Genomic DNA, 26624 nt, shown 5'->3' with positions numbered 1-26624 from the left:
GCATCGATACTTATTTCAGTTGTTGTTGAATGGTTTCATAGAGGCCAGGTGTCCACTCCGGGAACTGTGAGTAAACTTCGCGGGCTTTCTTACGGAATGGTTCGGTATCAGGATAGATAACCTCTACACCTTCAGCTTGCATGGCTTTCAGCATTTCAGCATCGCGCTCAAGAGTGAGCTTCTGGCTATAGAGCCCAGCTTCATAACCAGTCTGGTGAATCATTTCCAGTTGTTCCGGGGAGAGGGTGCTAAAGAAAGCTTCGCCACCAATCCAGATGGAGGTGTTGGTAAGGTAATTCACCATCGTCAGGTATTTCGCCTGCTCATAGAGTTTTTGTCCTTGCAGAACAGAAATCGGGTTTTCCACTCCGTCAATAACGCCCTGGGTTAACGCAGGATAAACTTCACCTAATGGCATTGGCGTTGGGGTTGCTCCCATCGCCTGAATAGCTTTTATCTGCATGACATTATTAGGCACACGGATTTTTAATCCCGCGAGGTCTTCAACTGTGCGGATAGGTTTTTTAGAAATGATCTGCCGGGTGCCATAAAGATAATTATTCATAACCACATGAATACCTTTTTTCTTCAGGCTTTCATTTTTCTGCTTGAACCAGTCACTTTCATATATTTTGAACAGTTTTTGCGGATCGTCGGTTAAATAGGGGCCAAACAGAATGCCCAAATCTGGTTCATAATCAGCGAGGAATGCGACATCACTCAGGGTAATAACATTCATCCCCATCATGGCTTGTTCAGTCACATCCTGTTTTGATCCCAATTGGGAACTGGGGTAAAGCGCCAGTGTTATTTCACCACCACTTTTTTTATTCAACAGATCCGCCCAGTGGCGCATGACAACATCCAGTGGTTCGCCGGGGTTATTTTCATAGGCAACTTTTATCGAAATCGGTTTTGCCTGAATTATTGTCGGCAGAAAAAGGGTGCTGACAGTAATTAGCATTGCTATTATTTTACTCATCTTCCACGTACTCCATGTTATAGAATAAATAACTCCAACATTACTATCTGGAGAGAAACATCATGAAAAAGTTGTCGTCTGTGCGAAAATAATCAGCGAATAGACTGACTGCTGCAAATGTTTCGTGAATTCGTGCTCCTGGTATGACTTTGCTGCTTTTAATCGGTTTTTAATATGATTTTTATTGTATATCCTTAAGTTATGCAATGTCTGATGAGTAATGGTCTGTTTTCAGATAGATAAGCATTTTTTTAGTATGCGTGTAGTTAGCGTATTTGTTGCGATTTTATAAGGCGGCGACAGGCTATTTCACATAAGGAGTGATTGTTTTTATTTTATAATCTACTGATAATTATTTAAATTGATAATATAAACCGAATAAATTTTCGGTTGACGGTGTATAGCGATATCATTTAAATTTGTTAAATGCTGAATTGATTCATTTTTGTCAGTTATGTTATCGCCGGGTATTAAAAATGAGAGGTTATTCATATCTGGTTGAAATGTTTGAGTAAAAAAGTTTTTCTGTTGCGTATGCATGAGGAGGGTAGATCATAACCATTCACACTATGAATAAGCAAAAGAAAAATAATAAGTTGCATTTCTTAATATACTCTCGTGAGTAAATGTTGCGATTAACGATTAATTGTAAGTAATAGATTGGATGTTATTCTTATGAAGTTAGGTTAGTTATATCCATTATTTATGTATGAGGATGCGGAGTAATTATATGGAAATACTTTTAACGATTTTAATTCTTACTCTGGTTGTTTCATTAACCAGTGTGCTGACACGTCTGTCTCCCATCCAGATTCCACTTCCTTTAATCCAGATTGCTGCCGGTGCATTACTGGCTCAGCCCATTTTTGGTTTACATGTGGAATTTAATCCTGAACTTTTCCTGTTATTGTTTATTCCACCGTTGTTGTTTGCTGAAAGTTCAAAAATACAACCTAAAGAGTTGATCAAACACAGTCGGGAAATCGTAGGTCTGGCGCTGATCCTGGTCTTAATCACTATTTTTGCCGTCGGCTACGTTATTCATTTACTGTTACCGAATGTTCCGCTTATTGCGGCGTTTGCATTGGCTGCGGTGTTGTCGCCAACGGATGCTGTCGCATTGTTGGGGATCGTCGGTAAAGGACGAATCAACAAAAGCATTCAGGAAGTGCTTGAAGGCGAAGCATTAATGAATGATGCCTCCGGTTTGGTGGCGTTGAAGTTTGCTGTCGCAGTGACTATGGGGACGATGGAATTTAGCGTGTATGGTGCGACTATCGCCTTTTTTGTCGTGGCAGTGGGCGGTATTGCCGTTGGGATCGCCGTTACCTGGTTATATGGTAAAGGACTGTTGTTGATCAGCCGTTACGCTCACGATGAGCCTTCAATCCAGATCGTGTTGATGTTGCTGCTGCCGTTTATTGTTTATCTGGTGGCGGAGCATTTTGGTTTATCCGGCATCCTCGCCGCTGTTGCCGCAGGGCTAACGACCAGCCGTATTGGCGTCGTGCATCATGCGCCTATACGACTGAGAATTAAGGCGAAAAGCTCCTGGTCAATGCTGGAATATGTCTTCAACGGCATGGTATTTTTGATTCTGGGCTTGCAGCTTCCGGCCATCATTTCGGAATCACTGACCCGCGCACAACACGATCCATTAGTGCAAACCTGGTCGCTGGTGCTGGATATTGTGTGGATCTACCTTGCATTGATGGTTATGCGCTTTGGTTGGCTATGGTTGATGCGTCTGTACAGCCGCAGGCGGAAAAGTAATCATCCAATGCTGTTTGCCGGATACAAAACACGCCACTTGTTGTTAGCGACTTTTGCTGGCGTTCGTGGGGCTATAACTCTTGCGGGGGTGCTTTCTATACCGTTATTACTGCCTGATGGTGAACCGTTCCCTGGGCGCTATTTGCTGGTGTTTCTCGCTACCGGGGTGATCCTCTTTTCGTTGCTGTGCGGCATTATCATTCTGCCGCTGTTATTGGGGAAAAATGTTAGCCTGTTTAGCGATAACCGGCAGAAAGAAGAGATCGCCGCCGATTTGTTTATGTCTAAAATGGCTATCCTGAGCGTGCAAAAAACTCAGCAACGTTTGCTTGGTGCCAGCACGGAAAACCTCGATAATGAATTAATTATGGAAACCGGGGCCAGAATTATCGATTATATGCGGCGTAATGATGATGATATGTCGGCAAACGATAATTCGTTGCATATGCAACGGACAAAACTGGAAAGAACATTTAATCTGGCGGCGCTGAATGCCAAACGTGCAGCTATTTATCAAATGCGAGCAAGGCAAGAAGTGTGTGATGAAACACTGGCTAAAATTGTCAGTGAATTAGATGTACTGGAAGCATTAATTATGGACAGCCAATAATTTTATTGTTGTTTAATCAATAAATGATGGCTGAGTGTTGTTAACTCAGCATCGTTTATTATTGGCTTGATTTTTATGCCGTGATATAAACTCGGAATAGTAGTTTTTAATCTGTACTTAATTTAACGATGATGCTGTTTGACTGAGCGAATCATCGATTGCCTGGCGGTATCGAGATGATTACGCAGCGCGAGTACGGCATCTAAATCACTGCGGCAAATTAGCGCGCTAAGAATCGTCATATGCTCATCAATGGCAATAATATTACGTTGTTTCAGATCGCTTTCATCCCACTGATAATGACAGTGAAAAATCACCGATATAATTTCAAGTGTTTGATTAAAAAAGATGTTGTCAGCAGCAGATAGCAGCATGGCATGAAAATCGCGGTCTAACTGCGAAAACATACGAAAATTACTGCCAATGCTGTCACGCAGTGTCCGGTGGCGTTCGAGCAGTGTTTTTGCCTGTAACCAGCGTGAATCATCATCTGGCAAATTCAGAAAGTGCTGTAACGCGTGTGTTTCCAGCATCTCCCGCAGTTCAAACAGTTGTTCGGCATAAGACTGATCGAACTGCTTCATGCTCCACTGCCCGCGTTTTTCGCTCTGAATCAGACCATAGCGGCCAAATTTTAAAAGGTATTCTCGTACTACGACCGGGCTGACGCCTGCCGTCCGCGCCAGTTGCAGCTCGGAAAAACTCTCTCCGGCGCGTAGCTGACGCTGGTTAATCATGGTGAAAAATGCCTGCTCGAAAATGTAGTTTTGCTCTGTCAGCGAGACTGTGATGCAATCGAAACCATCGTTCTGTTCGGGTTTGCGGGCGACAACATAATCCTTTCCCACCTGGGTGAGCACGCCGCATGCGCTTAAATGCTGGAGTATGTGGCGTACCGTGGTGCGGCTAATGTTATACATTTCTGCCAGCCCACTTTGTGAAGGGAGTGGGGATGGAATATTTCCCCGCGCCATATCTTCAATCATCTGGTTTATGACGTTATGACGTAAATTCTGTGAACGACTCATTGTTCCCTCCAGTACGGCATTAAAAACCGATTTAAAACATTTTTATGCGTGATCATCCGCATATTTCATGGGCAAATTCAGTCGCTCTTATAAATTCGACGATATCTGGGAGTAATAAAATAAAAGGAGCAGTGAATCATGTCTACAATGAAAGTCTTAATTTGTCAGAAAATAAAGAGTTTAGTCTGGAAAATCCGGGAAAGGCCGGTGGCAGGCGACGATGAAGCATTAATTAAAATTAAAACTGTCGGAATTTGTGGTACAGATATTCATGCCTGGGCGGGTAATCAGCCATTTTTTAGCTACCCACGTGTTTTAGGTCATGAAATATGTGGGGAGATTATTGATGCAGGGAAAAATATTCACAATTTTAATATTGGGCAGCAAGTTGCAGTAATTCCGTATATCTCTTGTCAGCAGTGTCCTGCGTGTAAAAGTGGTCGCACCAACTGCTGTGAAAGAATTTCAGTCATTGGTGTGCATCAGGATGGTGGTTTTAGTGAGTATCTGGCAGTGCCTGCGGCTAATTTGCTACCCGCAGACGGCATTGACCCGCAGGCGGCTGCGTTGATTGAACCTTTCGCCATTAGCGCTCATGCGGTACGTCGTGCGGCAGTTGCGCCCGGCGAGCAGGTGCTGGTGGTCGGTGCGGGGCCAATCGGTCTGGGCGCGGCGGCAATCGCTAAAGCTGATGGTGCACAGGTGGTAGTGGCAGATACCAGTCCGACTCGCCGTGAGCATGTAGCAACGCGTCTGGAACTACCGGTGCTGGATCCTTCAGCAGAGGATTTTGATGACCAGTTGCGGGCGCAATTTGGTGGTTCTTTGGCGCAGAAAGTGATCGACGCGACGGGTAATCAACATGCGATGAATAACACAGTTAATCTGATTCGCCACGGCGGCACGGTGGTATTTGTCGTCCTGTTTAAAGGCGAGTTGCAATTCTCTGACCCGGAGTTCCATAAAAAAGAAACCACAATGATGGGTAGCCGCAACGCCACGCCGGAAGATTTCGCGAAAGTCGGGAGATTGATGGCGGAAGGGAAAATCACGGCTGACATGATGTTAACCCATCGCTATCCGTTCGCCACGCTGGCGGAAATCTATGAGCGCGATGTGATTAACAACCCTGAGTTGATTAAGGGCGTTATTACTTTCTGATAATCGGATATTGGTAAAGTTGCCATGCAGCGCTCGGGGACGTGTTGGGCGCTGTTTTTTTACGTTTCAATATTATACCGCAGGACGGATAAGGCGTTAACGGCGCATCCGGCAGTTGTGTGCCGATGCCTGATGCGACGCTTGCGCGTCTTATCCGAACTACAACCAGGCAATATTATTACCCTTCACGCTCAACCACTTTGATTTCCACCATACCAATGCCGAGCTTACGCGGCGAGTGGCCGAGAATGTTCCCTTCGTTGGTTGCGACAGGTTCCGGTGGAACAATCACCAGCGTATCGGCATCGGTTGGGTTATCGAAATGCAGCGTATTGGTGGTCACTTCATTACCCAGCACGATGGTTTGTTCTTCATTGCCTACGCGTACCGGAATGGGGCGGCCGGCGTTATTACCATAGGCTTTGGCGGTGATCACCAGGTCAAATTTCTTCGGCAGCGGATGTTTGTACTCGATTTTCACTTCATCGCCTAACTGCGCGTTTGACCAGCGTCCCCAGGATTCCGGGCGGGAAATTCCACTGAACTGTTTCACCTCTTCCGGCGCACCAGCGACGTTAAAGATGAAACTGTCTGCTTTGTAGCGAATATCGTTATCGACAATTTTCAGCGTATCAACATTCTCTTTGTAGCGTTTCATGTCGATGACCGTGTCTTTAAACGCTGTTTTGCCTTTCCATTCAGGCTTATCAACATGCTGCACAATTTGTTGTCCGCCAAGTTGACCTTGTGAGACGCACCAGTCGGTAGAGAGCGCCAGTTCCGGTGCCCACAGTTGCGCCATCTTGTAACAGCGGTCAACCCAGACGAAATTGTCTCGTGGGGCGAAATCAGCTAACTGGAAACGCAGAGGTGCGGAGTATTCACTTTCTGGCAGAGGCTCCACGCGTTTATCTGACACGCGTAACAGCAGTGGCAGGCGGAAGTGGCTTCCTGAGAATGCGATCATGTTTTTGTTCTGATCAATGGTGAACGTTTTCATCTCGGTAGGGAATTTCCACAAGCGGATGATATCCGGCTTCCACGCCAGCACTTTCTCTTTAATGTTGAGGAACACTTCTGATATTGACTGACCAGACAGGCTGCTGCGTCCGAGACCGAGGAAGTTATCGCCTCCGAGAATATCCAGCACGGTAGCGCCGTTATCCATCGTGTTACGCTTCACTGCCAGAGTCTCTTGCTGCGGTTTGTCGCCACGGATGACAAAAAACAGGTTGTTGCGATCCTGTTTGTTCAGGTATTTCCACGCGGTGTTGTTCATCGCCAGATGGTCGGAAGAGACCACTATAACGGTATCTTTAAACCACGGAGAGGCTTTGATTTTGTTGATAAACGCCGCGATGTTCTCCTGGCTGCAACTTACCGCGCTGAATGACTGGTTCGGTTTTCCGTCAAAATCATATTTTTTGCGGTTACAGGTACGTGAGATAAAACCATCCGGGTGATGGGTATCGACCGTCAGAGTAAACAGCGAAAACCGTTGGCCGGAGCGAGACAGTTCTTCAAATTTTTTCCATGCTTCGTCCAGCACCGTATCGTCGTAGAATCCCCAGTCGTTGCGATAATGCGGGTCTGCCACCACGCTTTTCAGTTCTTCCGAACCGTACAAATGGTCGAAGCCGTGTGATTTCAGGAACACATCTTTACCCGCAAAACGCAGGTTGGCTCCCTGCACGAAATAGTTCTGATAACCGGAATTTTTCAGGATATCGCCCAGACAGATGTTCTGTGGGAAGAAGCTGGAAACGGATGCAGAGGCGTTGCCTTCAAACGGGGCAAACAGCGGAATGCCACACTGGGAGGCTACCATGCCAGCAATTGTGTAATCGGTTCCCGGCAGTTGCTGCGTATGGCTGAAATCCAGCCCTTCATTTTTTAGCGCCCCCAGTTCTGGCGTGAGATCCGGGAAAGCGTCGTTGTCAAAATAAGTTCGTTCGAGGCTTTCTCCGTAGATATAAACCAGGTTGAGTTTGGGGGAGGGGATGGTTTTTGACGGCTCTTTATAATAAGCCGCAAAGTCCGGATCGCCGTCGCGCGATTGGGATTTCACCAGTTCCGTTATCTGACGAAATGCCGGGCTGGCATCCACTGAACCCAGCGCCAGCAAGAGTGCCAAAAGGCTGTAACCAAAATGGTGAGGATGATGTCGGCGGCGGCGAAGGATCCATCCCAGCGCGCCGAACACCGCCGTCAGTGCCAGCACAATGCCGATGCCTGGCAGGATATATTTGCTGACGCCTGCACCGGTCAGGCTGTTGGTTAAGGTATAGAGCACCGCGTCGTTAATACCATCGCCAGTAAAATAGTCGCTGGCAAACAGGGTAATATTTAAAACGACAAATAGCCCCAGCACCGTTAACGTGGCTGCAAACCACCAGGTGTTACGTCCCGCTTTCCATGCGTAGATCAGCACAGAGGCGAGAAACAGGGCGAAAGAGAGTAGTTCTGACAACGGGCGATCCTCACTAAACCAGGCCGTGTAGCCGATGTTTAAGATTTTTTGAGAAACACAATGTAATGGCGCTGCCATATTGCTGCAATTCTAGTGTCAAAAAAATGCGATGTTGTTAGGAATTAGTTTATAAACAGGCTTTTTTATTCAAGGCTGCGTCCCGCATAGCGGGGGATGAAAGCGTGAGAAGCGGGAAAAAGAGAAGGGGAGAGCCGCGCCAGCCGATTAACAGTTAAAACGCGGCATTATACAGAACAGATCAGGAGATAAAGTTCAGGCCTTGCTTTAATACCAGATCGCAGGCTTTGGTTTTCACTTTCTCCGCCAGCGGAGTGGTGCCGATGTTATCCAGATTAAGCTGCTGACCATCTTTGGTTTTCAGCAAACCCTGAATGCCATCCAGATAGTTGGTGTCTTCTTTCTGTTCTTCGCTGTTCAGGCCCAGCTTCTCCAGTACCTGATTTTTGATGTTTTCCGCGTCGGTCACTGAAGCCAGCTTTTGTTTCGCGCAATATTGCAGAATACCTGCGGCATTGTTCATATTGTCTGCGCTTAACGCCTGGTTGCCACTGCTAAGCAGACTCGTTAATGAAGAGAGCGACCAACCACCTTCCTGTGTGGTGCTGCTCTGGTTGCTTAACTCGCTGGCGGCGCTGGAAAGCGCATCTTTCCAGGAAGCGGCATGTGTCCCGGCGGAAATGAATGCGGTGGTGACAATTGCACAGCACAGAAGGTGTTTAACAGTTTTCATCATCATTACTCATAATGGAATTTTGTCGCAGTATAACGCCGGAAATGGGGATTAATACTCTTTACCCGTTACCCGACTACGATAACTGTCCCAGTTGAAGATCACCCACAGGCTGTTGCCCAGGCGCATACGATCCATAACGCGTTCGCCCAGCAATTTCGTCATCTCCTCCATATTGCTGTTGGTCAGCATCCCGGTCGGGCGTTTGGAAGAAGAACGACGATCGACGATCTGGTTGATGATCACTTTTTCGTATTTCGATTCGGTCTGTACACCGATCTCGTCGATCACCAGCAGATCAACGTTGCTCAGATCGTTGAGCAGTTGCTCTTCGCTGGTGCCGCTATTTCTGAAAGTATCTTTCATCGCTGACATAATATCGGCAACAGTAATAATCAATACCGATTTGCCGCGTAGCAGTAGTTCGTTGCAGATCGCTGCCGCCAGGTGGTTTTTACCGGTTCCAGGCTTGCCAGAAAAGATAAAGCTGGCGATGTTGCCGTCGAACTCGTCGACATACTGGCGCGCTTTGCTCAACGCATTCATCTGCCCTTCGCATTCAACACGATAGTTCTCAAAGGAGCAGTTCTGATGCAGCGGACGAATGCCGGAGCGGTTAAAGGTGCGCTGCATTTTCATTGCCCGGTTCTCGCGCTCCAGAGCGGCGGCGCGGAGCGCTCCTTGTTCTTTCTGCCACGCCAGAAGCTCTTCACCCGTTTTGAAGGCGGGTTTGATATGGGCAGGCATCATTTTTTGCAGACGTTGCATCAGGTCGCCAACGTTTTTCATCGTTACCCTCTGAATCCCGGTGGAATTTGGCTGTCAGGTTCGCTGACTGTGTTCACATCTCGTTTCGGCAGTCCGCCATTGCTGGCACGACCAATTTGCAGACTGCGCGCCAGTTTTTGTTGCCATTGCACATGATGAAAGACTTTGCCTTCCGCCTGCCAGTAGGCAATGAATGAGGCCAGTTCTTCGGCGGTGGCGGGTTCTCTTAGCGCCACGCCCCATAATGCGGCCAGGCGAGTAAAATCAGCATCTGGCCGCCAGTCCGGGTACATGGCGAATTTTCCCATCGGTACGGCAACGGGGGGAGTTTGCGGTTCCTGATAGAGTTGATCGTCCAGAGCGACATCGCTTCCTGGACGTGTCAGCTTTTCTTCCAGCGCCAGCAGTTCAGCAAGACGTGAGGGCGTGACGGCATAAAACGCCGGAGCGTTGTTAGCAAATACGGCAACCATACCGCCTTCAGCTTTTGCCAGAACGGTCTGGTGATCGTGTACCAGGGCGTCAATACCAACGACGTCCGGGGTCAAAACTCTGGAAGACATACTGTTTCTCAATATGGAACGATGAACGAGAAGGGAGATTACTTTTATAGTAACACACGGATGAAAGGAGGCTGTCTCTCATCCGTGTGCTTTAAGCGAGGCAATTTTATACGCGAGGGCGCTTGCGGTACAACCATAATCCAGGAATGGAAAGGCCGATGGATAACGCGCCAACAATTGATGATGCCGTAAGAAAGTTGGTTAACAGGGTAATCATCAACGGCTCGCTGTAACCTAACTGGCTGATTTTTACGGCTGAAATCATTGCTGTATAAGCAGAGATACCGGGAAACATAGGGATAACGGCTGCCACGGTAAAGACTTTCGGATGCGCCAGATACCAGCGTGACCATTGAATACCAATGGTGCCGACCAGCATGGATGCCATAAAGGTTGACCATTCAATATTCAGCCCGGTATTCATTAAGATCATTCGAGAGCCATGACCAATCGCGCCAAGCAGTGCACACCAGCGTAACGCCCGAACCGGCACATTGAATACCATCGCAAAGCCGACTGCAGGAATTGCCGCGAGGATCATATCCTGCACTAGTGCTAAGAGAAATTCGATCACACCCATCCGCGTAGTCCCCAAATCGTGAGTGCCATCACCACGCCAACGCAGGTAGCCAACGTCAATAGGCTGGCAATCGCCCAGCGTGCCAGCCCGGTATTGATGTGCCCTTTAAACATATCAGCGACGGCATTAATCAACGGAAAGCCCGGCACCAGCAGCAGAACGCTGGCAGCCATCGCGATTGTTGGCGTATTGCTGAAGGCAGGGAGTTGTAAAAGCAAACCAGAAATCGTGGTGGCGGCAAATGCGGTGATGCAAAAGTTTATCTGAGGGTGGAGATGACGTTGCGCCAGTAGCTGACGGATATACATTGCGACCGTGCTGGCAAAGAAGGTGATGACGGCACCATCCCAGCCACCTTTATTGAGCTTACAGAAACAGGCGCATGACAGACCAACCATCAAGGCGACCAGCCATCTCGGGTAACGTAAGGGTTGAATCTGGCTAAAACGTTTCTCCACGCCTTTGTAATCCAGCAGGTGATGCTCCGCCAGAATCACAATATGCTGAACTTCCGTCACTACATGCATATTAATGCCGCGATCGTGATTTTTGCGCGTAGATGTCAGGCATTGCCCATCTTTAATGGTAGTAAGCACAATGGCGTTCGAAGAAATAGAACTTTCGACGCAGTCCATTCCCAACGCCCGACCCAGTCGCGAGGAAAGCTCATCAACTAACGCGCTTTCCGCTCCATGTTGCAAAAGAAATAATCCACACTGGATACAAAGCCGTGTTACGGCCCGCTGTTGCTCAGTCTGCATAACTCGTCCTTTGTCATAGACGTGCTGCGTATTGTTCAAATAATGAGACCTCATTTGTATCATGAAGAGCGGTTGTTTTGGGGTAGGTTAAGATCAAAATTGCGCTGATTAGTCCTGGTTGGCGGGTGAAGTTCAGTGGCGAAAAGCGAATTTTTTATCGCTGCAAAAAAATTATCATATGAATATTATAATTATAATGAATTTATAATTTGTCTCTTACGGATTAGAGTAATGGATGGCCGTTCGTGCTTTTGAATTTTAAACAGATAAAATCATCAGATTTTACTGATTTTTTTTGTGCAAATGCTGGCGAGATGTTTTTTGTTCGATGGGAAGGCGGTATTTTAATTATATCTTAAACTAATGGAATTCCAGGGGTTCCATTAAGTATTTCTAACAAGTTAATTTAGTTATTTTAAATGTCTCCAGGCTATTTCACCAGGTTATCATTTGATGCTAACCTTCTGACACATGCCGTGGAGTTATTGTGCAGCAGGAGTATGCTGATATGAAAGTGAATGCTAAGGATAATTTATTCGCTTAATCTATTAATTTGCTGGAAGCATTTAAGGAATGAATATCCTGAATAAACCATCATGATTTTTAGACAGTGGATGTGGAGGAAATATGTTGCCAGGATGCTGCAAAAATGGAATTGTTATCAGTAAAATACCGGTTATGCAAGCAGGGTTAAAAGAGGTCATGAGGACTCACTTCCCTGAATATGAAATAATATCCAGAGCCTCCGCGGAGGATCTTACCTTATTACAATTACGTCGCTCCGGATTAGTCATTGCCGATTTAACCGGCGAAAATGACAATCCACATTCCGTTTGTGAACATTATTATTCATTGATCTCACAATACAGGGAAATTCATTGGGTTTTCATGGTTTCGCGTGCCTGGTACTCTCAGGCGGTAGAACTGCTTATGTGCCCGGCAGCGACGTTACTGTCCGATATCGAACCCATTGAGAATCTGGTTAAGACGGTTCGTTCCGGTAATGCGCATGCAGAGCGTATCAGCGCCATGCTGACCTCCCCGGCAATGACTGAAACTCAGGATTTTAGCTATCGCACCGTCATTCTGACACTTTCAGAGCGCAAGGTACTGCGGTTGTTAGGCAAAGGATGGGGCATCAACCAGATAGCTTCATTGCTTAAGAAAAGCAATAAAACCATCAGCGCACAAAAAAACAGTGCGATGCGTCGGCTGGCAATTCACAGCAACGCTGAGATGTATGCATGGATAAATAGCGCGCAGGGAGCAAGAGAACTTAACTTGCCTTCGGTTTATGGAGATGCCGCAGAATGGAACACAGCCGAATTAAGAAGAGAAATGTCGCACTCATAGAGAAGTGCGTCATGAGTAGTATCGGTATTGAAAGCTTATTCAGAAAGTTTGCGGGTAACCCTTATACACTCCATATCTATAGCAGCCAGGAGGCGTTTCAGGATGCGATGTCGCGGGTCTCATTTGCGGCGGTTATTTTTTCTTTTTCTGCCATGAGAAGTGAGCGCAGAGAGGGATTATCTTATTTGACTGAGCTGGCTATTAAATTTCCGCGTACCCGGCGTTTAGTTATTGCGGATGATGATATTGAAGCACGATTAATCGGATCATTATCGCCATCACCGTTGGACGGTGTATTAAGTAAAGCATCGACGCTGGACATTTTTTATCAGGAGCTGTTTCTGTCATTAAATGGCGTGCGTCAGGCTACCGATCGCCTGAACAATCAGTGGTACATTAATCAAAGCCGGACGCTAAGCCCAACGGAGAGAGAAATATTGCGTTTTATGTCGCGTGGCTACTCAATGACACAAATTGCCGAGCAGCTTAAACGAAATATTAAAACGATCCGCGCGCATAAATTTAATGTGATGTCGAAACTGGGCGTCAGTTCCGATGCTGGGTTGTTGGAGGCTGCAGACATTCTGTTATGTATGCGGGTTTCAGAAACAAGCAATGTGTTGCATTCCTTTTAATACGCTAATGCCGGGTTATCACCCCGGCAGAGTTTTTCATTTCAGCGTACAGTCGCCGCATTGCTGTACATCCGGCAAGCGATAACGTTGGCAGCAGGTACGGCGCACCAACAGGCCGTCGCGCAGCACCACCGTACGCCAAAGAGGATTATCTTCACCCGTGGAGAGTGTTTTCTCAAAAAAGAGAGCATGGCGAAGTGATTCAACTGTCGCATCACCAAGTAACTGCTTCATCTCAGTCAAATACCAGTTGATCAGATAGCCGGTATTACTCCAGATAAGTTTGCCATTGATTTCGCCGGTGGCTTCTAATGCCTGCACAACCGGGGCGATCGCCTGACTGATTAACTTTTCCATTCGCTGCTGTGGCAAATGCGGAGCGTTCTTGTCCTCACACACGTCGATCCAGAAACAGGCGGCACGCCCGGTTTCGTGAAACTCAACGTGAAAATGTTCCGGGGAAAGATCTAACGCTTTTTCCTGTGTTAACAGCGCCAGCATTAATGGCGGCATCATCAGACCGATATACCATTGCGCCCACAGTGAGATCAGCGGCTTATTCTCGCGGAGCATCAATGGTTGATTGCGGTAGATATGATCGGAATAAACAGCCAACAGGGAACGCAGGGCCGTTGGAGAAGACCATTGCGCCAGCGTCAGGGCGCTAAGTGGGGCGGGTTCATCCAGACGGATAAACTCCAGCAAATGTTCACGATGTTCTGCGATCGTCGCACGTACTGTTTCCGCAAGTGTTGGATCTTGCGGCTGGAGATGCGTTCGCCAGATAACATCTTCAAGAAGCGGTGCGGAACGATAGGCCATAATCGTGATAGTAATCTAAATGATAATGATTGCTAATCCTAGCGATAGGTTTAAACGATAGCAAGGAATTTTGCTAGCTTGCAAACGATAAAAATTATCATATGATATTACTTATCATTATCAATAAAAGAGATGAAACCATGTTGCAACGTACACTGGGCAGTGGTTGGGGAGTGTTGCTGCTGGGATTGCTGATTGCAGGACTGACGTATGTGGATTTATCGCCGGAACTGTGGCGGATTGTCATGCTGATGGGATTATTGGTGACACCGCTGATGCTGTATCACAAACAGTTACGGCATTATGTTTTGTTGCCATCGTGCCTGGCGCTAATTGCGAGCGTCATACTGATGATAACGAGCTGGGATCAAGGATGATAAAACAGGGAAGAAACAAGAAAGGAAGTAAAGATAATTGGTGCGAGGGGGGGGACTTGAACCCCCACGTCCGTAAGGACACTAACACCTGAAGCTAGCGCGTCTACCAATTCCGCCACCTTCGCACAGTCATCTTACTTTTTTGATATCGCCTCGTTGGTGCGAGGGGGGGACTTGAACCCCCACGTCCGTAAGAACACTAACACCTGAAGCTAGCGCGTCTACCAATTCCGCCACCTTCGCCCAGTGCGAGCAATATCAACGTGGTTTTTGGTGCGAGGGGGGGGACTTGAACCCCCACGTCCGTAAGGACACTAACACCTGAAGCTAGCGCGTCTACCAATTCCGCCACCTTCGCATACCATCAATTCTTAAAAAAGAATTGCTACCACGGAGGCGCATTCTAGTGGTTTTCAGTTTTTCGTCAATAGTTAATTGTCGCCTGATGTGTGATTGCTGGAAAAATGGCCATCAGTGGATTGTGGATAATTCGTTTGTCGGTCAGATCAGGCGTTCACGTCGCATCCGACATGGCTTGTGGCTGTATATGCCAGATGCGACGCTGACGCGTCTTATCTGGCCTACGGAGGGCTAACGTACAGGTTTTGTTGGTTGGATAAGGCGTTTACGCCGCATCCGACACGGCATGCGGCGACAGGTGCCAGAGACTTAACCTTTCTTCGCCTGGCGGGTCATAATGGCGCGATACACCTTGAAACGCCCGGTTTGTGCGATGACTTCATGGAAGCCAAATGTTTCATCCAGCAGATCCGGATAAGGCAGGAACGCATTCGCTACAATCCGCAACTCGCCGCCGCTATTAAGATGACGTACCGCGCCGCGAATCAACGTTTGCGCAGCATCAAGGCTGGTTTGCATTCCATCGTGGAACGGTGGGTTGGAGATAATCATGTCAAAACGACCTTTCACCTCGGAAAAGACGTTGCTGGCAAAGACTTCACCTTCAACACCGTTAGCGGAAAGTGTCGCGCGACTGGCTTCTACTGCCGGTGCGGAGACATCGCACAAGGTGAGGCGAATTTTCGGTGAATGGTGCGCAAAAGCAACCGAAAGCACGCCTGCACCGCAGCCGACATCCAGCACTTTGCCTTTCGTGTGCGGAGTAAATGTCGAAAGCAGCAACTGGCTACCGACATCCAGGCCGTCACGACTAAACACGCCCGGCAACGTTTTGACCGTCAGGCCATCAACGTTGTATTCGCCCCAGAATTTATCAGCATCAAACTCCGGCTGCTTTTCCAGACGACCAAAATAGAGGCCGCAGCGGCGGGCGCTGTCTACCTTATTCAGTGGTGCGTAGTCCGCCAACATCTGCTCGGCGCTGCGCACACCGCTGCGGTTTTCGCCCACGACGAAAATATCTGTCCCTACCGGCAGCAGTGACAGTAGGTTCATCAGTTGGAATTGCGCTTCTGGTTTGTTCTTCGGCCAGTAGTAGATCAGCGTATCGCAATCTGCGACGTCGTCCGCCGTAGCGATCAGGCTAAAACGGGCGTTATCACCCATCTGGCGACTTAACACCTGCCAATGGTGGAATTGCTGGGTATGAGCACGACTGGCCGCGGTATCTAAACGCGCGGGCAGGTCATCCTGTAAGTCACCGGCAAACAGAATACGGCTTTGTTCGAAATCATCACTGTGGCGCAGCAAGACTTCACTTGCCGGGGTAAATGCAGACATGGAATGCTCCTCAATTGATACTGGCGGCGATTATAGCCATATGTTGGCGCGGTATCGACGAATTTGCTATATTTGCGCCCCTGACAACAGGAGCGATTCGCTATGACATCCCGACGAGACTGGCAGTTACAGCAACTGGGCATTACCCAGTGGTCGCTGCGTCGCCCTGGCGCGTTGCAGGGAGAGGTAGCCATTGCGATCCCGGCACACGTTCGTCTGGTGATGGTGGCAAACGATATTCCCGCCCTGACCGATCCGCTGGTGAGTGACGTTTTGCGCGCATTAACCGTTAGCCCCGAGCAGGTACTGCAATTGACGCCCGAAAGGATCGCGATGCTACCGCAAGGTAGTCGCTGCAACAGTTGGCGGCTGGGCACTGATGAACCGCTGTCACTGGAAGGTGCCCAGATAGCATCCCCGACGCTCACTGAATTACGGGCAAACCCAACGGCACGCGCCGCGTTATGGCAACAAATTTGCACATATGAACACGATTTCTTCCCTCGAAACGACTGATTTACCAGCGGCTTTTAACATTGAACAACGCGCCCACGCCTTTCCGTGGAGCGAAAAAACCTTTGCCAGCAACCAGGGCGAACGCTATCTCAACTTTCAGTTAACGCAAAACGGCAAAATGGCGGCGTTTGCGATTACGCAAGTGGTGCTGGATGAAGCTACATTGTTCAATATTGCTGTCGATCCCGACTATCAGCGTCAGGGATTGGGAAGGGCGCTACTGGAGCATCTGATCGACGAACTGGAAAAACGCGGCGTGGCAACGCTATGGCTGGAGGTCCGCGCCTCAAACGCTGCCGCCATTGCCCTGTATGAAAGTTTAGGTTTTAACGAGGCGACGATTCGCCGCAATTACTACCCCACCACGGACGGTCGCGAAGACGCCATCATCATGGCGTTGCCAATCAGTATGTAAGACAAGGTGGAATAATGAAGTGGGACTGGATTTTCTTTGATGCCGATGAAACGCTGTTTACTTTTGACTCGTTCACCGGCCTGCAGCGGATGTTTCTTGACTACAGCGTCACCTTTACCGCTGAAGATTTTCAGGACTATCAGGCCGTTAACAAGCCACTGTGGGTGGATTATCAAAACGGCGCGATCACTTCATTACAGCTTCAGCACGGGCGTTTTGAAAGCTGGGCCGAACGACTGAACGTCGAGCCAGGTAAACTCAACGAGGCCTTTATAAATGCGATGGCGGAAATCTGCACGCCGCTGCCGGGCGCGGTTTCCCTGCTTAACGCCATTCGCGGCAACGCCAAAATCGGCATCATCACCAACGGCCTTAGCGCCTTGCAGCAGGTGCGTCTGGAACGCACGGGCCTGCGTGATTATTTCGATTTGCTAGTGATTTCCGAAGAAGTTGGTGTCGCCAAGCCGAATAAGAAAATTTTCGATTATGCCCTGGAACAGGCGGGCAATCCTGACCGTTCACGAGTGCTGATGGTCGGTGATACTGCTGAGTCCGATATTCTCGGTGGTATCAATGCCGGGCTTGCGACCTGCTGGCTGAATGCGCACAACCGTGAGCAACCAGAAGGTATCGCACCCACCTGGACCGTTTCATCGTTGCATGAACTGGAGCAACTCCTGTGTAAACACTGATTGCCTCCCCCCCGTTGATGGGTAAAATAGCCGCAATTTTTCGTTTTCAACAAGCGCGGCGCGATGCCGCTTACTCAAGAAGAAAGAATTATGACGTTGTCTCCTTATTTGCAAGAGGTGGCGAAGCGCCGCACTTTTGCCATTATTTCTCACCCGGACGCAGGTAAGACCACTATTACCGAGAAGGTGTTGCTGTTCGGACAGGCCATTCAGACCGCCGGTACAGTAAAAGGCCGTGGCTCTAACCAGCACGCGAAGTCGGACTGGATGGAGATGGAAAAGCAGCGTGGTATCTCTATTACCACTTCTGTGATGCAGTTCCCTTATAAGGATTGCTTGGTTAACCTGCTCGACACCCCGGGGCACGAAGACTTCTCGGAAGATACCTATCGTACACTGACTGCAGTGGACTGCTGCCTGATGGTGATCGACGCCGCAAAAGGTGTAGAAGATCGTACCCGCAAGCTGATGGAAGTTACCCGTCTGCGCGATACGCCGATCCTCACCTTTATGAACAAACTTGACCGTGATATCCGCGACCCGATGGAATTGCTCGATGAAGTTGAAAACGAGCTGAAAATCGGTTGTGCGCCGATCACCTGGCCGATTGGCTGCGGCAAGCTGTTTAAAGGCGTTTACCATCTTTATAAAGATGAAACGTATCTCTATCAGAGCGGTAAAGGTCACACCATTCAGGAAGTGCGCATTGTTAAAGGGCTGAACAACCCGGATCTCGATGCTGCTGTTGGTGAAGATCTGGCGCAACAACTGCGTGATGAACTGGAACTGGTGAAAGGCGCATCTAACGAGTTCGACAAAGAGCTGTTCCTTGCAGGTGAAATCACCCCGGTATTTTTTGGTACTGCGCTGGGTAACTTCGGCGTGGATCATATGCTGGACGGGCTGGTGGAGTGGGCGCCTGCGCCGATGTCGCGTCAGACAGATACTCGCACTGTAGAGGCGAGCGAAGACAAATTTACCGGCTTCGTATTTAAAATTCAGGCCAACATGGACCCGAAACACCGAGACCGCGTGGCGTTTATGCGAGTCGTGTCCGGTAAATATGAAAAAGGCATGAAACTGCGCCAGGTGCGTACCGCGAAAGACGTGGTGATTTCCGACGCATTGACCTTTATGGCGGGCGACCGTTCGCACGTTGAAGAAGCTTATCCGGGCGATATCCTTGGTCTGCACAACCACGGCACTATTCAGATTGGCGACACCTTTACCCAGGGCGAGATGATGAAGTTCACCGGTATTCCGAACTTCGCACCAGAACTGTTCCGCCGTATCCGCCTGAAAGATCCGCTGAAGCAAAAACAACTGCTCAAAGGGCTGGTACAGCTTTCCGAAGAGGGCGCGGTACAGGTGTTCCGTCCGCTCTCCAACAACGACCTGATCGTAGGTGCGGTTGGTGTGCTGCAGTTTGATGTGGTGGTATCGCGCCTGAAGAGCGAATACAACGTTGAAGCCGTGTACGAGTCGGTCAACGTTGCCACCGCCCTTTGGGTAGAATGTGCGGACGCGAAGAAATTCGAAGAGTTCAAGCGTAAGAACGAAAGCCAACTGGCGCTTGATGGCGGCGACAACCTCGCTTACATCGCTACCAGCATGGTGAACTTGCGCTTAGCGCAAGAGCGTTACCCGGATGTTCAGTTCCACCAGACTCGCGAACATTAATTCTTGCCTCAAGGGCGCGGCAACCGCTGCGCCCTGTCACTTTCCCTTCCTTATTAGCCGCTTGCGGAATGTTCTTAAAACATTCGCTTTTGCTTATGTTTGCGCATTTTTTAGCCGATGCGGCGAGCGGTTTCAAAATTGTGATCTATATTTAACAAAGTGATGACATTTGTGACGGCTTTAAATACCGTTCAATTCGTGGATATCAGTATTTAAAACCGTTAAATGTCATTCGATTGATATTAATAACTGATCCAGAGGCTGTGATGGTCGTTATTCATCACTCATCGCTTTTGTGATGGCGACCATTGACTTCTGTACAGGGTGAAGTCTCTCCCTTTCAGCAATGCAACCACGTGTTGCCAGGCTCAAATTATGAGCAAACATACAGGAATACATCGATGACTATGACAAAACTGAAGATTTCGAAAACGCTGCTGGCCGTAATGTTGACCTCTGCCGTGGCGACAGGCTCTGCTTTTGCGGAAAACAACGCGCAGACCACCAACGAAACCGCAGGGCAAAAAGTCGATAGCTCTATGAATAAAGTCGGTAATTTCATGGATGACAGCGCCATCACTGCGAAAGTGAAGGCGGCTCTGGTGGATCATGACAACATCAAAAGCACCGATATCTCTGTTAAAACCGATCAAAAAGTCGTGACTCTGAGCGGATTTGTTGAAAGCCAGGCACAGGCTGAAGAGGCCGTGAAAGTGGCTAAAGGAGTTGAGGGTGTGACCTCTGTCAGCGACAAACTGCACGTTCGCGACGCTAAAGAAGGCTCTGTGAAGGGTTACGCAGGTGATACCGCCACCACCAGTGAAATCAAAGCCAAACTGCTGGCAGACGATATCGTCCCTTCCCGTCATGTGAAAGTTGAAACCACCGACGGCGTGGTTCAGCTCTCCGGTACTGTTGATTCCCAGGCACAAAGCGACCGTGCTGAAAGTATCGCTAAAGCGGTAGATGGTGTGAAAAGCGTTAAAAATGATCTGAAAACTAAGTAATTCGTCGTAATTCGTCCTCCCGAACTTTGTCGGGAGGCGCGATGTGCACCACACTAAAAATATCGCATTGAGTGATTTGCACGCTCATATCAAGCGGTGACATTAACTATGGTAAAGGAGACGCTTATGTTTCGTTGGGGCATCATATTTCTGGTTATCGCGTTAATCGCCGCCGCACTTGGGTTTGGTGGTCTGGCCGGTACTGCTGCCGGTGCAGCAAAAATTGTCTTTGTCGTCGGGATTATTCTGTTCCTGGTGAGTTTGTTCATGGGCCGAAAACGACCCTAGATTTCAGACCATTAAGAAAATTTTATACAAAGCCAGTCCAGCGGACTGGCTTTTACGGTTTTAGCGAATAATAAATTGCGTTACTTTGTCAGTCTTTCACATTAAAAAAACAGGAAGGCAGAGGTGGGGCAGCGAATACCTGTAACGCTTGGTAATATTGCGCCGTTGTCGCTAAGGCCGTTCCAGCCCGGGCGTATTGCGCTGGTGTGCGAAGGCGGTGGGCAACGCGGAATCTTCACGGCTGGCGTGCTGGATGAGTTTATGCGCGCGCAGTTTAATCCTTTCGATCTTTATTTTGGCACGTCTGCCGGGGCGCAGAACCTTTCGGCGTATATTTGTAACCAGCCTGGTTACGCCCGCAAAGTCATCATGCGCTATACCACAAAACGCGAATTTTTCGATCCAGTGCGTTTTGTGCGTGGCGGAAATCTTATCGATCTGGACTGGCTGATAGAGGCGACGGCCAGCCAGATGCCGTTGCAGATGGATACCGCCGCGCGGCTGTTTGAGAGCGGCAAATCGTTTTATATGTGTGCCTGTCGTCAGGACGATTACACGCCGAACTACTTTTTGCCGACCAAACAAAACTGGCTGGATTTGATTCGCGCCTCAAGTGCGATTCCTGGTTTTTATCGCACCGGAGTTTCACTTGATGGAATTAACTATTTTGATGGTGGCGTCAGCGATGCGATCCCGGTTAAGGAAGCGGCAAGACAAGGAGCGAAAACGCTGGTGGTGATCCGCACTGTGCCGTCGCAAATGTATTACACACCGCAGTGGTTTAAACGCATGGAACGCTGGCTGGGCGACAGTAGCCTGCAACCGCTGGTGAATTTGGTGCAGCACCATGAAACCAGTTATCGTGACATCCAGCAATTTATTGAAAAACCACCGGGCAAGCTGCGGATATTCGAAATTTATCCGCCGAAGCCGCTGCATAGTATCGCCCTGGGAAGTCGGCTTCCGGCGCTGCGCGATGACTATAAACTCGGGCGTTTATGCGGTCGTTATTTTCTGGCAACCGTCGGTAAAATGCTAACCGAAAAAGCGCCGCTTACCCGCCATCTGGTGCCCGCGGCGACGCCTGAATCGATCGTCATTCCGCCTGCGCCAGTCGCCAACGATACGCTGGTTGCCGGGGTGAGTGACGCTCCGCAGGCGAATGACCCGACATTTAATAATGAGGATCTGGCTTGATTTGCCGTTTTATCGATACCCACTGTCATTTTGATTTTCCGCCGTTTCGTGGCGATGAAGAGTCCAGCCTGCAACGCGCGGCACAAGCGGGCGTAGGTAAGATCATTGTTCCGGCAACCGAGGCGGCAAACTTTGCCCGCGTGTTGGCGCTGGCGGAAAATTATCAACCGCTGTACGCCGCGTTAGGGCTACACCCAGGGATGTTGGATCAACACACCGATGAGTCGCTGGAACAGTTACAGCAGGCGCTGGAAAGACGTCCCGCAAAGGTGGTGGCAGTGGGGGAGATCGGTCTGGATCTCTTTGGCGATGATCCACAATTCGATCACCAACAGTGGTTGCTCGACGAACAACTGAAACTGGCGAAACGCTATGATCTGCCGGTGATCCTCCATTCGCGCCGTACTCATGACAAACTGGCGATGCACCTTAAACGCCACGATTTGCCACGCACTGGCGTAGTCCACGGTTTTTCCGGCAGCCTGCAACAGGCCGAACGGTTTGTACAATTGAACTACAAAATCGGTGTAGGCGGCACCATCACTTATCCACGCGCCAGTAAAACTCGCGATGTAATAGCGAAACTGCCACTGGCGTCGTTGTTACTGGAAACCGACGCGCCGGATATGCCGCTCAACGGTTTTCAGGGGCAGCCCAACCGCCCGGAACAGGCCGCCCGGGTGTTTGCCGTGCTGTGCGAGTTACGTCCGGAAGCAGAAGATGAGATTGCTGAAGTGTTGCGTAATAACACATATGCGATGTTTAACGTGCCGTAGGACGGGTAAGGCGTTCACGCCGTATCTGGCAGTTGGCGCACAATGCCGGATGCGACGCTGACGCGTCTTGTCATGCCTACTGGCCTGTGCCACCGGCATGTCACAAATACAGCGCCGGAAATATCAATCGACTCACCTCACGCTCCTTTAACGCGCCAGCCAACTGCTCAACATCTTCCGGCGTGGCGCTCGGCCAGTTTTGCGCTTCTCCATACACACCGTGCGCATGAAACGCGTTCAGCCGTACAGGAACGTCACCAAGTTGCCTGATAAACGCTGCCAATTCATCAATATGCTGCAAATAATCCACCTGATTGGGGATTACCAGCAAACGCAGTTCCGCCAGTTTACCGCGCTCTGCAAGCAAACAGATGCTGTGCTTAATCTGTTGATTATCGCGTCCGGTTAACTGTTGATGGCAGGCGCTATCCCACGCTTTAAGATCGAGCATCGCGCCGTCGCACACCGGGAGTAATTTTTCCCAGCCGGTTTCGCTCAACATGCCGTTGCTGTCCACCAGACAGGTAAGGTGGTGCAGTTGTGGATCGCTTTTGATGGCAGTAAACAGTGCCACCACAAACGGGAGCTGGGTCGTGGCTTCGCCGCCGCTCACCGTTATCCCTTCGATAAACAGCACCACTTTGCGGATATGACTAAGCACTTCGTCCACACTCATCGATTGTGCCATCGGCGTGGCGTGTTGTGGGCACATCTTCAGGCAGGTATCGCACTGCTCACAGACCGCAACGCTCCACACCACTTTGCTGTCGACAATCTGCAACGCCTGATGTGGACACTGCGGCACGCACTCCCCGCAATCATTACAGCGCCCCATCGTCCACGGATTGTGGCAATTTTTGCAGCGCAGATTACAGCCCTGTAAAAACAGAGCCAGACGACTGCCTGGCCCGTCAACGCAGGAGAAGGGGATGATCTTACTGACTAAAGCGCATCTGCTGTTCATGGCTTATCACGCGCGGTTGGCGTTCCAGAATACGAGTGTTACGTGCAGCTTCTTCGCCCAGCCATGTGGTGTTGGTACGTGAGCCTTCGGCGCGATATTTTTCTAAATCTGACAAACGCACCATATAACCGGTAACACGAACCAAATCGTTACCGCTGACGTTGGCAGTAAATTCGCGCATTCCGGCTTTAAAGGCACCGAGGCAAAGCTGCACCAGTGCCTGCGGATTACGCTTGATGGTTTCGTCGAGCGTCAGAATGTCGCTGATCCCGGAGTAGTAATATGCATGATGTGGAGCGACGGTTTGCAGATGGGTGATCGGATCTGGCTCATCGCCATACGGCAAGCGCGCCCCCGGTGTGGTGCCAACATCAGAACTGATCCCCGACTGTGCGTGTAACATGGCGCGTTTTTGCCAGCCATATTTTACGGGAGTATTGGCGACAAACTCCGCCAGTTGCGCGCTGATGCGATAACCCACTTCATTTGCGGCGGCTTCTTTACCGTAGCGCGCGGCAATCCCTTCTTTCTCGCACAGCAAGTTAACCGCTTCTGCCAGCCCGTACATGCCAAACATCGGCACAAAACGTTCAGGATCAATCAACCCTTCTTTCACCAGGAAGCTATTCTCAAAGAAGTGTGATTGTTGATAGAGGAATTCACACCGCGCATCGATGATGGCGATCTGCTGCTGGCAGTAGTGCGGTAGAGTGCGCGTAAAAAAGTCATCCAGCGACTCACTACGTTCAGCAATGGCCTTCAGGTTAAGGCGCACCAGCGTGCTGCCACCACCGGCCAGCGGCAGTGAGTTGTAGCAGCTCACAATCCCGTAGCCCCCTTTTGTGAAAATTTTATCATGTACCGGACCGTTGGCGATGTGCGGTTTGCTACATTCACAGATGTTCTTCGCCACTTCCAGCAGCAGGTCATCAGGAGTGATTTCGGGATCGTAGATAAAGGTCAGATTCGGTGAAACCTGCTTCAACTCGGCATCTGCGCGCAGTATTGCACGAGTGATGGGGGAATCGAACGGGCCGATATTGGCGTGCATAAAGGCGTCTGGCAGGGTTCTGTCGAGATAACGCCAGAAACGTTTTATTCGAATATCAATCTCGTCCTGTGTTAGAATTTTCACATATGGTTGCAACAACGCATCCAATTGCCCAAGGTAGACCGGCATCGATGTGACTGACGGGACATGGTGATAAAGAATGGTCAGCAGGGAGAGCGCATCATCAAGATCTTTGGCGCCTTCCAGCTCCAGCCATTCAGAACCGTTGGCCAGAAAACGGGCGTAATCGGGTAAGACATAGCGCGGTTTGTACGGCGCATGACCTTCAAACATATCGCAGATTATACCTTCATCCAGCGCACGGCGGGCTTCGGCAGGCAGCTCCGGGTAAGGCAGATTGTTTTCTGCTTCCAGCGCCAGAAAATGGCGCTTCTGCTCCGGGCTAAGTACCGGGCTGGTGACAATTTGCTGGCAACGTTGTTGCAGTGCAATTTCATGAGAAGTGGGCATCTTCTTTTCCTTTTATGCCGAAGGTGATGCGCCATTGTAAGAAGTTTCGTGATGTTCACTTTGATCCTGATGCGTTTGCCGCCACTGACGCATTCATTTGAAAGTGAATTATTTGAACCAGATCGCATTACCGTAATGCAAATTTGTAAGTAGATTTTCTTAATTGTGATGTATATCGAAGTGCGTTGCGAAGTCGATGTTAGAATACTAACAAACTCGCAAGGTGAATTTTATTGGCGACAAGCCAGGAGAATGAAATGACTGATCTGAAAGCAAGCAGCCTGCGTGCACTGAAATTGATGGACCTGACTACCCTGAATGACGACGACACCGACGAGAAAGTGATCGCCCTGTGTCATCAGGCCAAAACTCCGGTCGGCAATACCGCCGCTATCTGTATCTATCCTCGCTTTATCCCAATTGCTCGCAAAACGCTGAAAGAGCAGGGTACCCCGGAAATCCGTATTGCTACGGTAACCAACTTCCCACACGGTAACGACGGCATCGAAATCGCACTGGCAGAAACCCGTGCGGCAATTGCTTACGGTGCCGATGAAGTTGACGTGGTGTTCCCGTACCGCGCGCTGATGGCGGGTAACGAGCAGGTTGGTTTTGACCTGGTGAAAGCCTGTAAAGAGGCTTGCGCAGCGGCGAATGTGCTGCTGAAAGTGATCATCGAAACCGGTGAACTGAAAGACGAAGCGCTGATCCGCAAAGCGTCTGAAATCTCCATTAAAGCGGGTGCTGACTTCATCAAAACCTCTACCGGTAAAGTGGCAGTGAACGCGACGCCGGAAAGCGCGCGCATCATGATGGAAGTGATCCGTGATATGGGCGTAGAGAAAACCGTTGGTTTCAAACCGGCGGGCGGCGTGCGTACTGCGGAAGATGCGCAGAAATATCTCGCGATTGCCGATGAACTGTTCGGTGCTGACTGGGCAGATGCGCGTCACTATCGCTTTGGCGCTTCCAGCCTGCTGGCAAGCCTGCTGAAAGCGCTGGGTCACGGCGACGGTAAGAGCGCCAGCAGCTACTAAGCTGCCTTGTGCCAGAGGGTGGATGCCGGATGCCCCTGTAGGCCTGATAAGACGCGTCAGCGTCGCATCAGGCTGTCAGCAGTGATGCCGGATGCGGCGTGAACGCCTTATCCGGCCTACGGGGCGAGTGCCATGCAGGCTTGATAAGAAGCTGCCAGCATCAGGCAATAACAACATCCGCCATCTGGCAACAAC

26 protein-coding genes and 3 tRNA genes are annotated in these 26624 nt (G+C 49.5%); 14 read left to right on the top strand and 15 right to left on the bottom strand.

Annotation, left to right across the window (positions count from 1 at the left end; genetic code table 11):
• Positions 1–10: 10 nt before the first annotated feature.
• Entirely contained in the window at positions 11–982 is a 972-nt protein-coding gene (locus C1192_RS13215; RefSeq protein ID WP_038354912.1) for a C4-dicarboxylate TRAP transporter substrate-binding protein, read from the bottom strand.
• Positions 983–1712: 730 nt separating this feature from the next.
• On the opposite strand from C1192_RS13215, the gene C1192_RS13210 reads away from it, so the two are divergent.
• Positions 1713–3365: a Na+/H+ antiporter gene (locus C1192_RS13210; protein WP_001468481.1), complete on the top strand. Its 1653-nt coding sequence runs from the start codon at positions 1713–1715 to the stop codon at positions 3363–3365.
• Between the two features lie 122 nt (positions 3366–3487).
• Here C1192_RS13210 and C1192_RS13205 read toward each other — a convergent pair whose 3' ends face one another.
• Positions 3488–4393, bottom strand: a complete 906-nt coding sequence (locus C1192_RS13205) for a GntR family transcriptional regulator (protein WP_038354913.1) — start codon at positions 4391–4393, stop codon at positions 3488–3490.
• Between the two features lie 138 nt (positions 4394–4531).
• Between C1192_RS13205 and C1192_RS13200 the strand changes: the two genes are divergently transcribed.
• The gene (locus C1192_RS13200; RefSeq protein ID WP_052463026.1) at positions 4532–5554 is read left to right on the top strand and encodes a zinc-binding alcohol dehydrogenase family protein; all 1023 of its coding nucleotides are present in this window, start codon (positions 4532–4534) and stop codon (positions 5552–5554) included.
• Positions 5555–5732: 178 nt separating this feature from the next.
• Here C1192_RS13200 and opgB read toward each other — a convergent pair whose 3' ends face one another.
• The 6 genes from opgB to C1192_RS13170 all read right to left on the bottom strand — a co-directional run bounded on the left by opgB (position 5733) and on the right by C1192_RS13170 (position 11447).
• Positions 5733–8024, bottom strand: coding sequence for a phosphatidylglycerol--membrane-oligosaccharide glycerophosphotransferase (gene opgB / locus C1192_RS13195; protein WP_001468482.1), 2292 nt, complete (start codon positions 8022–8024; stop codon positions 5733–5735).
• A gap of 259 nt (positions 8025–8283) precedes the next feature.
• Positions 8284–8778, bottom strand: a complete 495-nt coding sequence (gene yjjA / locus C1192_RS13190; RefSeq protein ID WP_001517700.1) for a DUF2501 domain-containing protein YjjA — start codon at positions 8776–8778, stop codon at positions 8284–8286.
• Positions 8779–8826: 48 nt separating this feature from the next.
• Positions 8827–9564, bottom strand: coding sequence for a replicative helicase loader DnaC (gene dnaC, locus C1192_RS13185; RefSeq protein WP_001468484.1), 738 nt, complete (start codon positions 9562–9564; stop codon positions 8827–8829).
• A 2-nt stretch (positions 9565–9566) separates the two neighbouring features.
• Positions 9567–10106, bottom strand: coding sequence for a primosomal protein DnaT (dnaT, locus tag C1192_RS13180; RefSeq protein ID WP_001468485.1), 540 nt, complete (start codon positions 10104–10106; stop codon positions 9567–9569).
• Positions 10107–10212: 106 nt separating this feature from the next.
• A complete protein-coding gene (locus C1192_RS13175) occupies positions 10213–10686 on the bottom strand; it encodes a threonine/serine exporter (RefSeq protein WP_000538195.1) in 474 nt (157 codons plus the stop codon).
• Positions 10677–11447 (bottom strand): threonine/serine exporter family protein, encoded by a 771-nt coding sequence (locus tag C1192_RS13170; RefSeq protein WP_001468486.1) that lies wholly within the window; start codon positions 11445–11447, stop codon positions 10677–10679. The genes C1192_RS13175 and C1192_RS13170 overlap by 10 nt, the downstream gene beginning before the upstream one ends.
• A gap of 627 nt (positions 11448–12074) precedes the next feature.
• Here C1192_RS13170 and C1192_RS13165 point away from each other — a divergent pair.
• Both C1192_RS13165 and bglJ read left to right on the top strand, forming a co-directional pair.
• A complete protein-coding gene (locus C1192_RS13165) occupies positions 12075–12800 on the top strand; it encodes a helix-turn-helix domain-containing protein (RefSeq protein ID WP_000936620.1) in 726 nt (241 codons plus the stop codon).
• Entirely contained in the window at positions 12758–13435 is a 678-nt protein-coding gene (bglJ, locus tag C1192_RS13160; protein WP_038354914.1) for a DNA-binding transcriptional activator BglJ, read from the top strand. The genes C1192_RS13165 and bglJ overlap by 43 nt, the downstream gene beginning before the upstream one ends.
• A 36-nt stretch (positions 13436–13471) precedes the next feature.
• Here bglJ and fhuF read toward each other — a convergent pair whose 3' ends face one another.
• On the bottom strand, positions 13472–14257 hold the full coding sequence (gene fhuF, locus C1192_RS13155) for a siderophore-iron reductase FhuF (RefSeq protein WP_016262840.1): 786 nt from the start codon (positions 14255–14257) through the stop codon (positions 13472–13474).
• Positions 14258–14397: 140 nt separating this feature from the next.
• On the opposite strand from fhuF, the gene C1192_RS13150 reads away from it, so the two are divergent.
• Positions 14398–14634, top strand: a complete 237-nt coding sequence (locus tag C1192_RS13150) for a DUF1435 family protein (protein WP_154663964.1) — start codon at positions 14398–14400, stop codon at positions 14632–14634.
• 38 nt (positions 14635–14672) lie between these two features.
• Here C1192_RS13150 and C1192_RS13145 read toward each other — a convergent pair.
• The 4 genes from C1192_RS13145 to rsmC form a co-directional block, all read right to left on the bottom strand.
• A tRNA-Leu gene (locus C1192_RS13145) sits at positions 14673–14759 on the bottom strand.
• Between the two features lie 32 nt (positions 14760–14791).
• Positions 14792–14877: transfer RNA gene (locus tag C1192_RS13140), tRNA-Leu, on the bottom strand.
• Between the two features lie 28 nt (positions 14878–14905).
• Positions 14906–14992 (bottom strand) — tRNA-Leu (locus C1192_RS13135).
• 311 nt (positions 14993–15303) lie between these two features.
• On the bottom strand, positions 15304–16335 hold the full coding sequence (gene rsmC, locus C1192_RS13130) for a 16S rRNA (guanine(1207)-N(2))-methyltransferase RsmC (protein ID WP_001272304.1): 1032 nt from the start codon (positions 16333–16335) through the stop codon (positions 15304–15306).
• 102 nt (positions 16336–16437) lie between these two features.
• Here rsmC and holD point away from each other — a divergent pair, with 102 nt between their 5' ends.
• The 8 genes from holD (at position 16438) to C1192_RS13090 (ending at position 22906) form a co-directional block, all read left to right on the top strand.
• A complete protein-coding gene (gene holD / locus C1192_RS13125) occupies positions 16438–16851 on the top strand; it encodes a DNA polymerase III subunit psi (protein ID WP_000204034.1) in 414 nt (137 codons plus the stop codon).
• The gene (gene rimI, locus C1192_RS13120) at positions 16820–17266 is read left to right on the top strand and encodes a ribosomal protein S18-alanine N-acetyltransferase (RefSeq protein ID WP_001092453.1); all 447 of its coding nucleotides are present in this window, start codon (positions 16820–16822) and stop codon (positions 17264–17266) included. The genes holD and rimI overlap by 32 nt, the downstream gene beginning before the upstream one ends.
• A gap of 14 nt (positions 17267–17280) precedes the next feature.
• Positions 17281–17958 (top strand): pyrimidine 5'-nucleotidase, encoded by a 678-nt coding sequence (gene yjjG, locus C1192_RS13115; RefSeq protein WP_038354916.1) that lies wholly within the window; start codon positions 17281–17283, stop codon positions 17956–17958.
• Positions 17959–18048: 90 nt separating this feature from the next.
• Positions 18049–19638: a peptide chain release factor 3 gene (prfC, locus tag C1192_RS13110; protein WP_038354917.1), complete on the top strand. Its 1590-nt coding sequence runs from the start codon at positions 18049–18051 to the stop codon at positions 19636–19638.
• A 401-nt stretch (positions 19639–20039) separates the two neighbouring features.
• On the top strand, positions 20040–20645 hold the full coding sequence (gene osmY / locus C1192_RS13105) for a molecular chaperone OsmY (RefSeq protein WP_000178899.1): 606 nt from the start codon (positions 20040–20042) through the stop codon (positions 20643–20645).
• 126 nt (positions 20646–20771) lie between these two features.
• Positions 20772–20933, top strand: a complete 162-nt coding sequence (locus tag C1192_RS13100; RefSeq protein WP_000490275.1) for a DUF1328 domain-containing protein — start codon at positions 20772–20774, stop codon at positions 20931–20933.
• 123 nt (positions 20934–21056) lie between these two features.
• Entirely contained in the window at positions 21057–22130 is a 1074-nt protein-coding gene (locus C1192_RS13095; protein ID WP_000531526.1) for a patatin-like phospholipase family protein, read from the top strand.
• Entirely contained in the window at positions 22127–22906 is a 780-nt protein-coding gene (locus C1192_RS13090; RefSeq protein WP_038354918.1) for a metal-dependent hydrolase, read from the top strand. Before C1192_RS13095 ends, C1192_RS13090 begins: the two co-directional genes overlap by 4 nt.
• Before the next feature lie 100 nt (positions 22907–23006).
• Here the strand turns inward: C1192_RS13090 and C1192_RS13085 are convergent, their stop codons facing one another.
• Together C1192_RS13085 and C1192_RS13080 are read right to left on the bottom strand one after the other, a co-directional pair.
• The gene (locus tag C1192_RS13085) at positions 23007–23870 is read right to left on the bottom strand and encodes a YjjW family glycine radical enzyme activase (RefSeq protein WP_001088424.1); all 864 of its coding nucleotides are present in this window, start codon (positions 23868–23870) and stop codon (positions 23007–23009) included.
• Positions 23842–25392 carry a YjjI family glycine radical enzyme gene (locus C1192_RS13080; RefSeq protein ID WP_001143195.1) on the bottom strand — a complete coding sequence of 517 codons (1551 nt, stop codon included), beginning with the start codon at positions 25390–25392 and terminating at the stop codon, positions 23842–23844. Before C1192_RS13080 ends, C1192_RS13085 begins: the two co-directional genes overlap by 29 nt.
• A gap of 257 nt (positions 25393–25649) precedes the next feature.
• Here C1192_RS13080 and deoC point away from each other — a divergent pair, with 257 nt between their 5' ends.
• Positions 25650–26429: a deoxyribose-phosphate aldolase gene (gene deoC, locus C1192_RS13075; RefSeq protein WP_038354919.1), complete on the top strand. Its 780-nt coding sequence runs from the start codon at positions 25650–25652 to the stop codon at positions 26427–26429.
• The last annotated feature ends 195 nt before the right edge of the window (positions 26430–26624 follow it).

Source organism: Escherichia marmotae, from assembly GCF_002900365.1.
GTDB classification, from domain to species: Bacteria; Pseudomonadota; Gammaproteobacteria; order Enterobacterales; family Enterobacteriaceae; genus Escherichia; species Escherichia marmotae.
The sequence above is the reverse complement of the archived record's forward strand: the minus strand, read 5'-3'. Positions and strand labels throughout refer to the sequence as shown.